The 13347-nt window shown below is 57.2% G+C and carries 14 protein-coding genes and 1 tRNA gene; 10 read left to right on the plus strand and 5 right to left on the minus strand.

Going from position 1 to position 13347, the window contains the following annotated elements:
- Positions 1–111 precede the first annotated feature (111 nt).
- On the minus strand, positions 112–1749 hold the full coding sequence (locus G6R15_RS07325; RefSeq protein WP_164659123.1) for a GMC family oxidoreductase: 1638 nt from the start codon (positions 1747–1749) through the stop codon (positions 112–114).
- A 120-nt stretch (positions 1750–1869) separates the two neighbouring features.
- Here G6R15_RS07325 and G6R15_RS07330 point away from each other — a divergent pair, with 120 nt between their 5' ends.
- The 4 genes from G6R15_RS07330 to G6R15_RS07345 all read left to right on the plus strand — a co-directional run bounded on the left by G6R15_RS07330 (position 1870) and on the right by G6R15_RS07345 (position 6213).
- Positions 1870–3102 (plus strand): TRAP transporter substrate-binding protein, encoded by a 1233-nt coding sequence (locus tag G6R15_RS07330; protein WP_164659124.1) that lies wholly within the window; start codon positions 1870–1872, stop codon positions 3100–3102.
- A gap of 112 nt (positions 3103–3214) precedes the next feature.
- Complete coding sequence (locus G6R15_RS07335; RefSeq protein ID WP_164659125.1) at positions 3215–4060, plus strand: TRAP transporter small permease; 846 nt, start codon at positions 3215–3217, stop codon at positions 4058–4060.
- On the plus strand, positions 4060–5418 hold the full coding sequence (locus tag G6R15_RS07340) for a TRAP transporter large permease (RefSeq protein WP_164659126.1): 1359 nt from the start codon (positions 4060–4062) through the stop codon (positions 5416–5418). Before G6R15_RS07335 ends, G6R15_RS07340 begins: the two co-directional genes overlap by 1 nt.
- A 12-nt stretch (positions 5419–5430) precedes the next feature.
- Positions 5431–6213, plus strand: a complete 783-nt coding sequence (locus tag G6R15_RS07345; RefSeq protein ID WP_164659127.1) for an IclR family transcriptional regulator — start codon at positions 5431–5433, stop codon at positions 6211–6213.
- A gap of 333 nt (positions 6214–6546) precedes the next feature.
- Here G6R15_RS07345 and G6R15_RS07350 read toward each other — a convergent pair.
- A tRNA-Leu gene (locus G6R15_RS07350) sits at positions 6547–6632 on the minus strand.
- A gap of 148 nt (positions 6633–6780) precedes the next feature.
- Here G6R15_RS07350 and G6R15_RS07355 point away from each other — a divergent pair.
- The gene (locus G6R15_RS07355) at positions 6781–7359 is read left to right on the plus strand and encodes a YqaA family protein (RefSeq protein ID WP_164659128.1); all 579 of its coding nucleotides are present in this window, start codon (positions 6781–6783) and stop codon (positions 7357–7359) included.
- Complete coding sequence (locus G6R15_RS07360; RefSeq protein ID WP_164659129.1) at positions 7356–7820, plus strand: disulfide bond formation protein B; 465 nt, start codon at positions 7356–7358, stop codon at positions 7818–7820. Before G6R15_RS07355 ends, G6R15_RS07360 begins: the two co-directional genes overlap by 4 nt.
- On the opposite strand, the gene G6R15_RS07365 is transcribed toward G6R15_RS07360, so the two are convergent.
- Entirely contained in the window at positions 7817–8242 is a 426-nt protein-coding gene (locus G6R15_RS07365; RefSeq protein WP_164659130.1) for an Lrp/AsnC family transcriptional regulator, read from the minus strand. The two genes, G6R15_RS07360 and G6R15_RS07365, sit on opposite strands and share 4 nt — an antisense overlap.
- Positions 8243–8351: 109 nt before the next feature.
- On the opposite strand from G6R15_RS07365, the gene rocF reads away from it, so the two are divergent.
- The 3 genes from rocF to G6R15_RS07380 are packed head-to-tail and all read left to right on the plus strand — an operon-like array spanning position 8352 to position 11244.
- Entirely contained in the window at positions 8352–9278 is a 927-nt protein-coding gene (rocF, locus tag G6R15_RS07370) for an arginase (RefSeq protein WP_164659131.1), read from the plus strand.
- Positions 9275–10201 (plus strand): citrulline utilization hydrolase CtlX, encoded by a 927-nt coding sequence (ctlX, locus tag G6R15_RS07375; RefSeq protein WP_164659132.1) that lies wholly within the window; start codon positions 9275–9277, stop codon positions 10199–10201. Before rocF ends, ctlX begins: the two co-directional genes overlap by 4 nt.
- A complete protein-coding gene (locus G6R15_RS07380) occupies positions 10198–11244 on the plus strand; it encodes an ornithine cyclodeaminase (protein ID WP_164659133.1) in 1047 nt (348 codons plus the stop codon). The genes ctlX and G6R15_RS07380 overlap by 4 nt, the downstream gene beginning before the upstream one ends.
- Positions 11245–11300: 56 nt before the next feature.
- Here the strand turns inward: G6R15_RS07380 and G6R15_RS07385 are convergent, their stop codons facing one another.
- Entirely contained in the window at positions 11301–11885 is a 585-nt protein-coding gene (locus G6R15_RS07385) for an HNH endonuclease (RefSeq protein WP_164659134.1), read from the minus strand.
- A gap of 214 nt (positions 11886–12099) precedes the next feature.
- On the opposite strand from G6R15_RS07385, the gene G6R15_RS07390 reads away from it, so the two are divergent.
- Positions 12100–12717, plus strand: coding sequence for a pseudouridine synthase (locus tag G6R15_RS07390; RefSeq protein WP_164659135.1), 618 nt, complete (start codon positions 12100–12102; stop codon positions 12715–12717).
- Positions 12718–12848: 131 nt separating this feature from the next.
- Here the strand turns inward: G6R15_RS07390 and G6R15_RS07395 are convergent, their stop codons facing one another.
- Positions 12849–13346 (minus strand): GNAT family N-acetyltransferase, encoded by a 498-nt coding sequence (locus G6R15_RS07395; protein ID WP_205520479.1) that lies wholly within the window; start codon positions 13344–13346, stop codon positions 12849–12851.
- Position 13347: the final 1 nt, after the last annotated feature.

Here is a 13347-nt window from a genome sequence, read left to right on the forward strand (position 1 = left end):
CACCGTTTTCGAATTGTGCGATCAACGGCGTCGTGACGTTAAAATACGCACCAAAACTCATTGGGTAAGCCGGTAAGTATGCCCCAATCGCTGGGGTTAAATTCTATGCAATCAGATACTACTTCCCCCTGCGCCGCGTGCACGATCTTTGAGGATCATATCGCTGGCTTTTTCACCAATCATGATGGTCGGTGCGTTGGTGTTGCCTGACACGATGTCGGGCATGATCGAGGCGTCTGCCACACGAAGTCCGCTGATACCGTGCACGCGCAACCGGTCATCAACAACCGCAAGGCTGTCATTGCCCATACGGCAGGTGCTGGTCGGGTGATAGATCGTTTGACTGATGCTGCGCGCGCAATCCAGCAGCTCTTCGTCAGTCTGCGGATTGTTGGATGGAACATGCTCACGCACGATGAAGGGTGACAATGCCTTGGTGTCGGTCATGGCGCGGGCAAACTTGACCGCCCGAATAGCGCAGAGCTGATCAGCGGTGGCCGACAAGTAATTCGGCACGATTTTGGGATAATCTGCGGCGCGCGGGGATGCGATGTGGATGTGCCCCCGGCTTTCGGGGCGCAGCTGACACACCGATGACGTGATGCCCGAAAACGGATGCATCTCAATCCCAGGTTTGTCGGCACTGAGCGGTTGGAAGTGAAACTGGATGTCCGGTGTTTCCAGCCCTTCCATCGATTTGGCAAAAATACAGACCTGGCTGGCCCCCAGGCTCATTGGGCCTTTGCGGAACAGAACATAATTCAGGCCGATCCCCATTCTGGGTACAAAGCCGTTGATGGCATCATTTAGCGTCTGGGTGTTGACCTCATAGACAAGGCGAATTTGCAGATGGTCCTGTAGGCATTCACCGACGCCGGGTAATTCATGGCGCACATCAACGCCTGCCTTTTGCAAGACATCACCGCGCCCGATACCGGAAAGTTCAAGGATCTGGGGGGATCCGATCGCACCAGCGGACAGAATGACCTCGCCGCCGGGGTTCAAGTGCACGTCGTGGATTTGACCTTTGCTTGAGTAGCGCACGCCTGTCACACGCTTGGGGTCCTGCGGATCAAAGATCAGTGACTCTGTATGCGCATGAGTGATAACCTCAAGGTTGGGGCGCTTTTTGGCGGGGTTCAGGAACGCGCGCGCAGATGAACAGCGAAAACCTCCCTTGGCCGTTTGATGAAAATACCCGGCGCCTTCTTGTTCGGCGCCGTTGTAATCGTCGGTTCGAGGAACGCCCATTTCAACGGCCGCGTCGATAAACGCTTCGGAAATCTCGCTCTTGGCCCGGATCAGGGAAACAGCCAACCCACCGTCACCGCCGTGATGCTCGTCTTCCCCGTTTTCATGGGCCTCGGACCGTTTGAACAGCGGCAGGACATCGTCGTAACCCCAGCCGCGATTCCCCCTTTGTGCCCACCGGTCATAGTCTTCTTTCTGCCCTCGAACATAGAGCAAACCATTTATGGACGACGATCCGCCAAGCGTCTTGCCGCGCGGCCAATCCAGGCTGCGATTGTTTAGTCCCGGATCGGGCTCGGACTTGTAACACCAGTCGGTGTTTGGGTTGTGCAGGGTTTTGAAATAGCCCACCGGAACGTGAATCCAGGGGTTCACGTCACGGCCTCCGGCCTCCAGCAGAATCACCCGATTCGCCGGATTTTCGCTCAGCCGGTTGGCCAGAACACATCCGGCAGAACCGGCTCCAACAATCAGAAAATCAGCTGTTTTTGGTGACATAGTCGGATCCTCCGGCGGGTAAGTTTGACGGGGCTGCAGAATTCCCTTGCGTCACCAATCAATAGATGAGTAAAAATGAGACCACAAGTCTCAATAATTGACACTCAGGGAGGAGAACTAATGAGTATCGGAAATAAGCTGAGCCACCTATCGCGGCGCGACCTGTTCAAGGTCGCGGGGCAGTATGGGCTAAGCTCGACATTGTTGGCTGCAGGGTCGTTCGGGGGGGCTATGAGCTTGGCCAACCTGGGAAACGCGGCAGAATCGACTTATGAAAAGCGTTTCGCCAAGCCGGCCAAACACACGCTGAAATTCGGTGCAGCTGGGTTTAACCCTCAGAACCTGCTGATCGAACGTGCGGGAGCGTTGGAATTCGCACGCGATCTGGAAAGCCGCACCGACGGTGAGATCCGCGTTGAGTTCATCGGCAACAACCAGATTTGCGGTCAGGTGTCTTGTGTTGAGAAGACCCAGCAGGGGATTGTCGACATCTATGCAGCCTCCACTCAGAACTCGGCAGGTGGTGCGCCGTATCTGAACGTTCTGGATTACGCGTACATGTTCCGTAACCGCGCGGATCAGTATCACTTCCTCTATTCGCCCAAGTCGCAAGCACTGCTGCGTGAGCCGTATGAGCGTCGCCATGGTCTAAAATTCCTGTTCAGCCATGCGGAACTGCGCGGGATCCAGTTGGGTCTGTCGTGGGAGGACAAACCCACGGTGACCAGCGTCGAGCAGCTGTTTGGCACCAAGAACCGTGTCACGGGTACTCAGTTGGGGCGGATCGCTATGACGGCTCTGAACCTGAACCCGGTTCCGGTTGCATGGGAAGAAACACTGGATGGCCTGAAGCAGGGCCTGATTGATGGTGCGGAAACCTGGGCGTCGGCTGTGGCGTATGCCAACATGTCGCCGGTTGTGTCGCAGTCGGTTCACCTGAACTTCTTCTGCGGGACCGAGCACACAGCGATGTCAGCCGAGGTCTTTGACGGCCTGGGTGGCGAGCTGCAGGATGCGGTTATGGAATCCGCCTATTGGGCGCAAACCCATGTTCAGGCGGCGAACGAGGCGGCCCTGGTCAAAACGGTCGGCATGTCCGATCCGCAACTGCCGGACACCATCTTTGCCAAGAACAACGTGCGCAATGCCTTCCTGTCCAAGGAAGAGCTGCGCAAGGCCGAAGAGATGTGTTCGCCTGAATTCCAGCCCCAGCTTTGGGAGCAATGGCGCGAGCGGATCAACGGTTGGCAAGGTGGCGCTGACACCTATCAGGAGATTTACGACGAAGTACGTACAATCCCCGAGGACACGCTGCCCGAGAACGTCGAACCCCGTCGTTGGTGGAAATCTTAATCTACCACTAAGGTATTGGAGCTGGCCTCGGGTTTCGAGGCCAGCTCATTTGTCCGTAATTGTGGCAAATGCACGGCGACGGACGTATTTATGAAAATGGGAGGGGCACCAGATGTCAATCTGGGCGGATATGTCCACTATTGTCACGGCCACCGTGACAGGGGACATCAACTTCAAAGTCGTAAAGGCCTATCGCTCGGACGCAGCGTGGCTTGTATTTGGACCGCTGACCTTGATCGGCGCTGTTATCTTTTACTATCGCGAAAAGCTGGCCATGGGTTTGGAAGAGCGGTTGGGATATTCCGCAACGCGGTTCACTCATCCGATCATCGCCTTGATGCTGACCCTGGGTCTGGCAGCGGCGTTTCTGGATCCAATCGCCAATGTGCTGAACACCATTACCGGCGACAATCTGCGGCTGTTGGTCGTGATCATTCCGGTGCTGCTGATCCTACTAGAACGCACGCCCGAACGTACCATCGTCGTTTACTGTTATATCGTGATGGCGGTGATCATCTTTGTTGGCGTGATTCAGCGTTTTGTGTTTTCTGTTCAGGCCCCCTGGTCGACCACGATCCCGCCGCTGCTGTTCATGATTATGGCGTGGTACGGATGCACCTTTAACATCCGTCTGCGCACGCATCTGAGCTTTTCCGAGTTCCGCACCAAACTAGGCCGCAAAGGACAACTGTTCTGGCTAACGGCTGACAACATCTTGTGGTTGGTCTTTTGCATCATTGTCGTCACGACAACGGCCCGCGTCACAGTCAACACCTATGACAATTTCGCCATCGTTCTGGGCACAGATGACATCATGCGCTGGTGGTTCATCCTGACGATGCCGATGTGCTTTATCCTGCTGGCCACACGCGCCATCGAAAACATGATCGAAGATTTCGGTAAGTATCGCGGCGACGGTCCGATGATCGAGCAAGCCGTAATCGGGGGGGACACCTGATGACCGATGCAACCTGGATTACGATCATCTCGCTGAGCGTGACCTTTCTTTTCATGATGGGCACGCCGGTGCTGCTGATCATCTTTTACTGGGTCGTGGGGTGCAGCTTTGTGCTGGATCTGACGCTTGATAACACCGGTGCCGAGATGCTGAACGTCTTCAAGGACGGTTTTGCGCTGATGGCCATGCCTTTGTTCATCCTGACCGGGGACCTGATCAACAAGTCAGGCATCGCCAAAAGGCTATCGGACTTTGCCTATGCCTGCCTTGGCTGGCTGCGCGGTGGTTTGGCCATGGCCTCGCTGGGGGCTTGCGGTCTATTTGCTGCGATCTCGGGGTCGAACTCGGCCACCACGGCCACTATCGGTTCGATGCTTCACCCCGAGATGGTCAAAGGCGGATATGACGAACGCTTCTCGGCGGCCACTGCGGCTGCGGGTGGCACCGTCGGCATCATCATCCCGCCGTCGATCATCTTTATTGTCTACGGCTTCTTGATGAACCTGCCAATTTCGGACCTGTTCGTCGCCGGTATCTTACCCGGTACGCTTATGGTTGTCGGTATGCAATTGGCCTGCTGGATCATCTGCCGCATCAACGGCTGGGGTTATCTGATCCCTCTGCAATTGAACCGAGTGTTGAAAACCGCATTCGGTGCATGGCTGGGTTTCTTTGCCATTGGTCTGGTGCTCTGGGGCATCTACACCGGCAAGTTCTCTCCGACCGAGGCAGCTGGCGTGACCGTGGGCTTCTGCATCTTTGCGGGTCTGGTGAGCTATCCCGTCAACAAGATGATGGGCGCTGACAAAGACAAACAGATCTCGGACAAAAGCTTTGCCGAAATGTTCGCGGTTGAAGGCTTCACCCTGCCCGAAATCCCATCGATCGTCGTGCGTTCAGCCCAGATCAGCGGCATTCTTGCGCCCCTGATCGCGGTGTCCGTGGTGATGCAACAGATCATGTCCTTGTTGGGCGCGCAGCAGACCATCGGTGATTTCGTGACCTCGATGGGCGGATACCACGCGGTGCTCTTCACCTCGATGGCCATCGTGTTCTTCTCAGGTATGGTTCTGGAAAGCCTACCGGTGACGATCATTCTGGCCCCAATTCTGGCGCCAATCGCGGCCTCGGTCGGCATTGATCCGATCCACTTTTCGGTGATCTTCCTTGTGGGCGCATCCATCGGCTTCATCACGCCGCCCTATGGGTTGAACCTCTATGTGGCGTCGGGCGTGACCGGTGTTCCATATTTCCGTCTGCTTCGATATACCGTACCTTACTTGGCGGCCTTGATCTTTGTGTGGGTGCTTGTGTCGCTTGTACCGGATCTGGCACTAGTGCTGTTGCCGAACAGATAGAAATGAGACGCGATGCCTGAAGACGCGACATCTTCGAAAGAACATCAGATCCCGACCAACCTTCGGCTTCTGAGGATACTGGAAGAAGTTGCGCGCCTTGGAGTGTCAGTCAAACCGGCCGACCTGATCGACACGATCGGCCTGCCCAAACCTACGATCCATCGGCTTCTGCAGACCGCAGAAGCCGAAGGCTTTTTGCAACGTGACATGGATGGTCGTTCCTTTGGGCCCGGTGATCGCCTCCGCGCGCTGGCGGTCAACACGATGTCATCCGAGCGGATCCGTACAGCGCGATTGGCCATCATGAAGGCCGCAGCCGAAGAAATTGGGGAAACCATCAACCTGGCCACCCCCGACCGCGAAGGTATGACCTATCTCGACCGGGTCGAAACCAAATGGCCCCTGCGCATCCAGCTTCCGGTCGGAACCCAAGTTCCGTTTCACTGCACCGCCAGCGGCAAGATGTATTTGTCCTCATTGCGCCCGGCCACCCTGAACGGTGTTCTGTCGGCCAAACCTTTGGAAAAGCTGACCGAGCAAACTACGACCGATCCCGAATTGTTGCGCCAGGAATTGACCGAGACGCGCGAACGCGGATATTCGCAGGACAACGAAGAGTTCATGACAGGTATGGCGGCAATCGCTGTTCCGATCCTTGATCCGCAAAACAGGATGTTGGCGACTTTGTCAGTTCATGCTCCGGTCATGCGGTGCTCGCTGGAGCAAATTGTCGACTTCATCAGGCCGCTTCAGCAAGCAGCCGCGAAGCTGTCCGACTTGAACCAATCTGAATAAGTTTCAGGCGGCCTCACCTCCTCCTAAAAATGGTCTGCCCTTGTGAAGTTTTCACGAAACACGGCCGTTCGAGCTTTATGTCACGCGCAGGACTGTGCAAAGTTCGATATTGGCGAAGCGTCTTCGACACGTCCGCCAAAAAAGCGTCCCGTGGATCGAGCCCACACAGATCGTCCGTGACGTACTATTTGACTCCGTCGCGGCGCTGAAATCCATGTTTGACCAGCCTAAACGCTTCTGAAATGTCCGGTTCGTCCCCAACGGGAGCGATTTTTCTTAACGACAAATTGCGTGGAATGCGGCCTAAACCCCCATTTTCTTAGGAGGTCAATTTGGTGCCCAAGGAGAGATTCGAACTCTCACGCCCGTGAAGGCGGGGGATTTTGAATCCCCTGCGTCTACCATTCCGCCACTTGGGCCACTTCGCACTGAATTAGCGGTGTTGTTCGGGAAGGTCCAGAGGCAAAAAGCGGCAAACTGCAGGAAGTTCAAATCCCAACCGCTTGACCCCGTTGCCTGATCATGTTTTCCCGGCATTCAGATTAAGAGCAAGAGTTGATTACCATTATGCTGCAGCGCCTGTACAATAAGACGATTGCTCTGGCGGAACATCCGCATGCCTTGTGGGTGCTGGCCGGCGTGGCCTTTATCGAAAGCTCATTCTTTCCCATCCCGCCTGATGTCCTGATGATTCCGATGATTCTGGCGCGCCCCAACCGGGCGTTTCTGATCGCGACAGTTGCCTTGGTTGCTTCGGTTCTGGGCGGCATGCTGGGCTATGCGATCGGCGCGTTCTTTTATGAAAGCATCGGGCAGCCGATCCTGGCCGCAATGGGTAAGGCCGAGGCGATGGAAGCCTTCAACACCAAGTTCAATGATTTTGGGTTCTGGGCTGTTCTGACCGCTGGCGTCACGCCGTTTCCGTACAAGGTCATCACCATCATGTCGGGCTGGACTGCTATGCCGCTTGGCACCTTTATTGCCACCTCGATTCTGGCGCGTGCGCTGCGCTTCTTCATCGTGGCAGGCCTCTTGTGGGCTTTTGGCGCCCCGATCCGTGATTTCATCGAAAAACGGCTGGGACTGATGTTCACCCTGTTCATCCTCCTCCTTGTCGGAGGGTTTGCCGTGGTTAAATTCTTATGAGCTCACGTACATCCCTGATCCTGACCGCCACCGCCGGGTCGGCCGCCATGCTGCTTGGCGCATGGGGGTTTCAATACATCGGCGAAATGGCACCCTGCAAAATGTGTTACTGGCAGCGGTATCCGCATGCCGCTGCAATTGTGATCGGCATACTGGCGGTATTCCTGACGGGCCGCTGGCTGCCCCTGCTTGGCGGGTTTGCGGCGCTGGCAACGTCGGGCATCGGCCTCTATCACACCGGCGTTGAACGCGGCTGGTGGGAGGGACCGTCGACCTGCACATCCGGCCCCATCGGCGGGTTGACACCCGAACAGTTGATGGAACAGATCATGTCAGCCCCCCTGACCCGCTGCGACGAAGTCCCGTGGGAGCTGTTCACCCTGTCTATGGCCAGCTGGAATGCGTTGATTTCATTGGGGCTGGCGGCGATCTGGTTCGCTGCTGCCCGCGCGTCCCGCTAAGTCGATTTCTTGGTCGAGAGCAGCAGGTTGGTTTCGCTGCTCTGCACGCCCTCGAACATGCGGATTTTTGCGAGAGCATGATCCAACTCTTCCAGGGTTTCGGTGCCCAATTCAACAATCAGGTCCCATCGACCGTTGGTGGAATGGACCGCGCGTACCTCTTTCAAGCCTTGCAGCGCCCGGGTGATGCGGTTGGTTCCGCGCCCCTCGATCCCGATCAGCATGAGGCCGCGAACCGGATCACGCAGCACGTCCTCTTTCAGGACCACGGTAAAGCCCAACACATCGCCACGCTGAATCAGCCGTTCGATCCGCGCGCGGACAGTTGTACGGGACAGCTTGAGTTGCAGGGCCAGATCCGACAAGGAAGCCCGTGCATCATGGCGTAGGGCTGCAATCAGTCGTTCATCCGTTTTGTCCACACCAGATCTCCAATTTGACCATATTAACTTCGTTTTGATCAAAATTATCTCTGTAATTCAACCCAATTCGGACAGAAATTGGATGAAACACTGATTTTCGAGGTTTTTCATGAACGCCAAACATTGCATTTTGATCGGCGCTCCGGTCGACAGCGGCAAGCGTCGTGCGGGCTGCCTGATGGGGCCGGACGCCTATCGCACGGCAGGTCTGACAGAGGCGCTGAGCGATTTGGGTCACACGGTCGAGGATCTGGGCAATTTGACGCCCGCATCGCATCCAACCGAACCCGGTGGCACGCATCTGCACCAACCCAACAAGACCGTCGGTTGGACGCACCGCCTGATCCGCACCGCAGAAGAGACGATGCCGCGCGGCCTGCCGATCTTTCTGGGCGGGGACCACGCGCTCGCTCTGGGCAGTGTGGCGGGTGCGGCCAACCACGCCGCCAAGGAAGACCGCCCATTGTTCGTGCTTTGGCTGGATGCACACAGCGACTTTCATACGCCGGAAACCTCTGGTTCAGGCAATTTGCATGGCACGCCCTTGGGTTATGTCACTGGGCGTAGAGGGTTTGCCGGATTCCCGGTGATCACCAATCCGGTTCTACAGGAAAACATCTGCATCATTGGTCTGCGTTCGGTCGACAACGCCGAACGGGACGCGTTGCAAAACAGCCAGATCCGATTCCACGACATGCGAGAGATCGACGAAAGCGGTATCGCCAAACCCCTGGCTGCGTTCCTGGAAACGGTCGCCGAACAGAACGGCTTTCTTCATGTATCGCTGGATGTCGATTTCCTGGACCCCTCAATCGCACCGGCCGTAGGCACCACGGTTCCCGGCGGTGCGACTATCCGTGAGGGCCACCTGGTCATGGAAATGATCTGTGACAGCGGGCTGATGACGTCTTTGGATCTGGTGGAGTTGAATCCATTCCTGGACGAACGCGGTCGCACCGCGCAGGTCATGGTCGATCTGGCCGCCTCCTCGCTAGGGCGACGCGTCTTTGACCGCCCCACGCAGAGCTTTCCATGAACCTGCTGCAGGCACCACGATCGGTGGTCATGATCCGTCCTCATGCGTTCTGTTCGAATCCCGAAACTCAAGGCGACAACGCATTTCAAACGGCAACGCACGAGGATGTGTCGCAAATGGCCCGCGACGAGTTTGACACAGCTGTCCGCACCCTGCGCAACCACGGCGTAGATGTGAATGTGTTCGAGGACTTCGGAACCCGCCACACGCCTGACAGCGTCTTCCCGAACAATTGGTTTTCCACCCATGCGGGCGGCCATGTGGCCCTGTTCCCGATGTTCGCCAAGAACCGCCAACGCGAGCGGCGCTCGGATGTCATCGACATGCTCAAGCGTGATTTCCGCGTGTCGGACGTTATCGATTACAGTGGGTTGGAACACGATGGTCTTGCACTGGAGGGTACTGGTGCGATGGTACTGGATCACATTGGACGCATCGCTTTTGTCGCCAAATCCAACCGCGCCGATCCAGTGGTGCTGGAACGGTTCTGCACCCATTTCAACTATGAACCCATCGCCTTTGACGCCCAGGATACCTCGGGCCAGGCGATCTATCACACGAACGTTCTGATGGGCATCGGGACCGGCTTTGCGATGGTCGGTCTGGGCCTGATCCCAGACCGGGAGCGCAGGCAGACTGTCGTTGACCGGTTGGTCGAAACGGGCCGAGAGGTCATCGACCTGACGGCTGAACAAATCGAGAGTTTCGCGGGCAACGCAATCGAACTGACTGGCCATTCCCGCATTCTGGCCTTGTCATCGCGCGCGCTCGACGTCCTACGTCCCGATCAGATCAACATCATCGAACGCTCGGCCACCCCGGTTCCCCTGTCGATCCCAACACTCGAAAACGCCGGCGGCTCGGTCCGCTGCATGATCGCCGGCATCCACTTGACACGCCGCCCCGAAAGGAAAGCAGCATGACCCCTTCAGACAAGGCCCTCGTGCCCTTCGTATCCGTCGACCACATGATGCAGCTGATCCACCAGATCGGGCTGGAGCCAATGTTGCGTGGCATCGCAGACTATATCGAGGTCGATTTTCACCGCTGGGAGTTGTTCGACAAGACGCCCCGTGTGGCCAGCCATTCGACCGAAGGCGTGATAGAGTTGATGCCAACATCGGACGGCGAGGTTTATGGGTTCAAATACGTCAATGGCCACCCTAAGAACACCAGTGAGGGGTTGCAGACCGTAACAGCCTTTGGCCTTTTGGCGGATGTTGCAACGGGTTATCCGGTTCTCTTGAGTGAAATGACCATGCTGACCGCCCTGCGCACGGCGGCCACCTCGGCCATGGTGGCCAAACATCTGGCACCCAAAGGGTCGGACACGATGGCCATGATCGGCAACGGGGCACAGTCCGAATTTCAGACGCTGGCGATGAAAGCGATCTGCGGCCTGAAAAGCGTACGCCTATACGACACCGATCCCGCCGCCACTCGCAAATGCGCCACCAATCTGGCCGCACATGGTATCGATGTGGTGTCCTGCACCTCTCCCGAAGAGGCCATCCAAGGCGCGCAAATCCTGACCACTTGCACGGCGGACAAGCAATACGCCACCATCCTCACGGACAACATGGTCGGCTCGGGCGTGCACATCAATGCTATCGGCGGCGACTGCCCTGGCAAAACGGAACTCGCGCCGGGCATCCTGCAACGTTCGGACATCTTCGTCGAATACCCACCCCAAACACGGATTGAGGGCGAAATTCAGCAGTTGGACGGCGATCACCCCGTAATAGAATTCTGGCAGGTTGTCACTGGCCAGCATCAGGGCCGCACATCCGACCGCCAGATTACCCTGTTCGACAGCGTCGGATTTGCGATCGAAGACTTCAGCGCCTTGCGATACGTCCGCGATCAGCTGAAGCAAACAGGTCTCTACCACGCGCTAGACCTGCTTGCAGACCCCGATGACCCGCGAGACCTGTTTGGCATGCTGCAGCGCGCCGCGCCGAGCTGACCCGTCCCTGTTTCTTCTCGTTGAAAATACGGCGGAGGCAGTGCCCTCGTCCCGGATCAGGCGTCCAGTTCGGCGTCCCAATACAGAAAATCCATCCAACTGTCGTGCAGATGGTTGGGTGGAAACTTGCGACCGACATTGCGCAGCTCCTCGGCCTGCGGCTGACGCGGTGGCTTGCGCAGAGACATGCCAGCGCGACGCAGCGATTTGGACCCTTTGCGCAGGTTGCAAGGGCTGCAGGCCGCAACCACGTTTTCCCAACTCGTCACACCGCCAGAGGCCCGCGGCACCACGTGATCAAACGTCAGATCGCCTCGCGCACCACAGTATTGGCAGCAGAATTCGTCCCTCAAGAACAAATTAAAGCGCGTGAAGGCCACGCGCTTTCTGGGTTTGACAAAATCCTTCAGAACAACAACCGAGGGTATTCTGATTTCAGTCGACGGACTTCGCACAACTTCGTCATATTCGGCGACAATATCCACCCGGTCCAGCCAGGCGGCTTTAATCGCGTCCTGCCAGGGCCACAGTGACAGCGGATAATAGGACAATGGCCGATAGTCCGCGTTCAGGACCAGCGCGGGATGCTGTTTCAACGCGCCCGGTTCGCGCACAAATTCTGTCCTGAAGTCACCGTCCATCAAAGACTCTCTCCTCGCCCTGCTCTGCCCGTTCATAGGACACCAAGGCGGGGATCCCCGCCCCAGCTTACCCACAACTATATATCGTGGCAAAGCTCTGACAAGCCCCGAATTTCCACAATATATCGCGGATTGTTATGCCGATTCCGTGACGGGCATGTGACAGTTATCCACAGCTTGCAGACCCCACCATCCGCGCGCTATGCAAGGCGCCATGACCCGATTGATCCGCTTCAACAAACCTTTTGACGTATTGCCTCAGTTTACCGACCGGGCCAATGCCGACAGCCCTCGCAGCACATTGTCAGATTACGTCGATGTGCCCCGTGTTTATCCTGCCGGGCGGTTGGACCGCGACAGCGAGGGGTTGATGCTGTTGACCGACGACGGCAAGCTTCAAGCGCAGATTTCTGACCCCAAGCACAAGATGCCCAAGACGTATTGGGTTCAGGTCGAAGGTAGCCCAGATCCCCACACCCTCGAGGCCCTGCGAGAGGGGATCGAGCTCAAAGATGGCGTGACGAGCCCTGCCAAGGCTCGGCAAATGAATGAGCCACAAGACCTGTGGGCCAGGACGCCACCTATTCGGACGCGCAAATCCATCCCAGACACCTGGATCGAATTGACCATATTCGAAGGCCGCAATCGGCAAGTCCGGCGCATGACAGCAGCCGTCGGACATCCAACACTGCGATTGATCCGCTACGGCATCGGGGCGTGGACCTTGGACGGGTTAAAGAGCGGTGCCTGGGACGAGCTGCAGGTTCCCGTGATCGAGGCAAAGTCTCGTCCAAGTGGCAAGGATCACCGCAAAACGCACCGGCGTCGCTAACAACCCAATGACGCTTGCGTTCCACGGTGCCGCGCCTCGCCGCAGGCGAGGCGCCCGGCCCAACGCCGTAAAAGCCCGTCAGGGCATGAATCGGGGGCGGGAGTGCTCCCAGTCTATCCCGTAAGGCAAGCTTACTGACGGCTCAGAACAAAACGCTTCGAGATGCGATCAACCGGCGTCCCATCCCTCAACGGTCGGCCGTGGGCCACAGAATGATCCTGAAACCCCATCTTAGCATAATAGCTTAGTCCCGGCACATTGTCGGCGCGGATTGTGGCGTTGATCTGAGCATACCCCAGTTTGCGTGCCACCCGCGCGGTTTCAGCAAACAAGGCCCGACCGACGCCGCGCACAACCGGATCTTGCCGGGCGAAACTGGCAATGTCGGCGCAATCCGGAGGCAAATCCTCGGAGACGCCCAACCATTGAAATCCTACAACCTCTGTGTCTGCATTGACGGCAACGTGGCAACACACCTGGTCAAGACCAGCGAGAAAGTTCTCGCGGAACAGGGATTCGGAGAACGGGATCTCACGCGCCGTGGTTCCGCCCGCCTCGATTATTTCGTTCAGTATGCGGCAGCTTTCAGCCGCATCATCCGGCATCATCGGGCGGACGGTCAGTGTCATG

The sequence above is a fragment of the Tropicibacter sp. Alg240-R139 genome, from assembly GCF_900537075.1.
GTDB lineage: Bacteria > Pseudomonadota > Alphaproteobacteria > Rhodobacterales > Rhodobacteraceae > Falsiruegeria.

Bases quoted from the DNA above. Each gene is read 5' to 3' on its own strand.
- rocF (WP_164659131.1), top strand. From the start codon at position 8,352: ATGAACGCCAAACATTGCATTTTGATCGGCGCTCCGGTCGACAGCGGC.
- G6R15_RS07390 (WP_164659135.1), top strand. From the start codon at position 12,100: ATGACCCGATTGATCCGCTTCAACAAACCTTTTGACGTATTGCCTCAG.
- G6R15_RS07385 (WP_164659134.1), bottom strand. From the start codon at position 11,885: ATGGACGGTGACTTCAGGACAGAATTTGTGCGCGAACCGGGCGCGTTG.
- G6R15_RS07345 (WP_164659127.1), top strand. From the start codon at position 5,431: ATGCCTGAAGACGCGACATCTTCGAAAGAACATCAGATCCCGACCAAC.
- ctlX (WP_164659132.1), top strand. From the start codon at position 9,275: ATGAACCTGCTGCAGGCACCACGATCGGTGGTCATGATCCGTCCTCAT.
- G6R15_RS07325 (WP_164659123.1), bottom strand. From the start codon at position 1,749: ATGTCACCAAAAACAGCTGATTTTCTGATTGTTGGAGCCGGTTCTGCC.
- G6R15_RS07330 (WP_164659124.1), top strand. From the start codon at position 1,870: ATGAGTATCGGAAATAAGCTGAGCCACCTATCGCGGCGCGACCTGTTC.
- G6R15_RS07395 (WP_205520479.1), bottom strand. From the start codon at position 13,346: ATGACACTGACCGTCCGCCCGATGATGCCGGATGATGCGGCTGAAAGC.
- G6R15_RS07380 (WP_164659133.1), top strand. From the start codon at position 10,198: ATGACCCCTTCAGACAAGGCCCTCGTGCCCTTCGTATCCGTCGACCAC.
- G6R15_RS07340 (WP_164659126.1), top strand. From the start codon at position 4,060: ATGACCGATGCAACCTGGATTACGATCATCTCGCTGAGCGTGACCTTT.
- G6R15_RS07335 (WP_164659125.1), top strand. From the start codon at position 3,215: ATGTCAATCTGGGCGGATATGTCCACTATTGTCACGGCCACCGTGACA.
- G6R15_RS07355 (WP_164659128.1), top strand. From the start codon at position 6,781: ATGCTGCAGCGCCTGTACAATAAGACGATTGCTCTGGCGGAACATCCG.
- G6R15_RS07360 (WP_164659129.1), top strand. From the start codon at position 7,356: ATGAGCTCACGTACATCCCTGATCCTGACCGCCACCGCCGGGTCGGCC.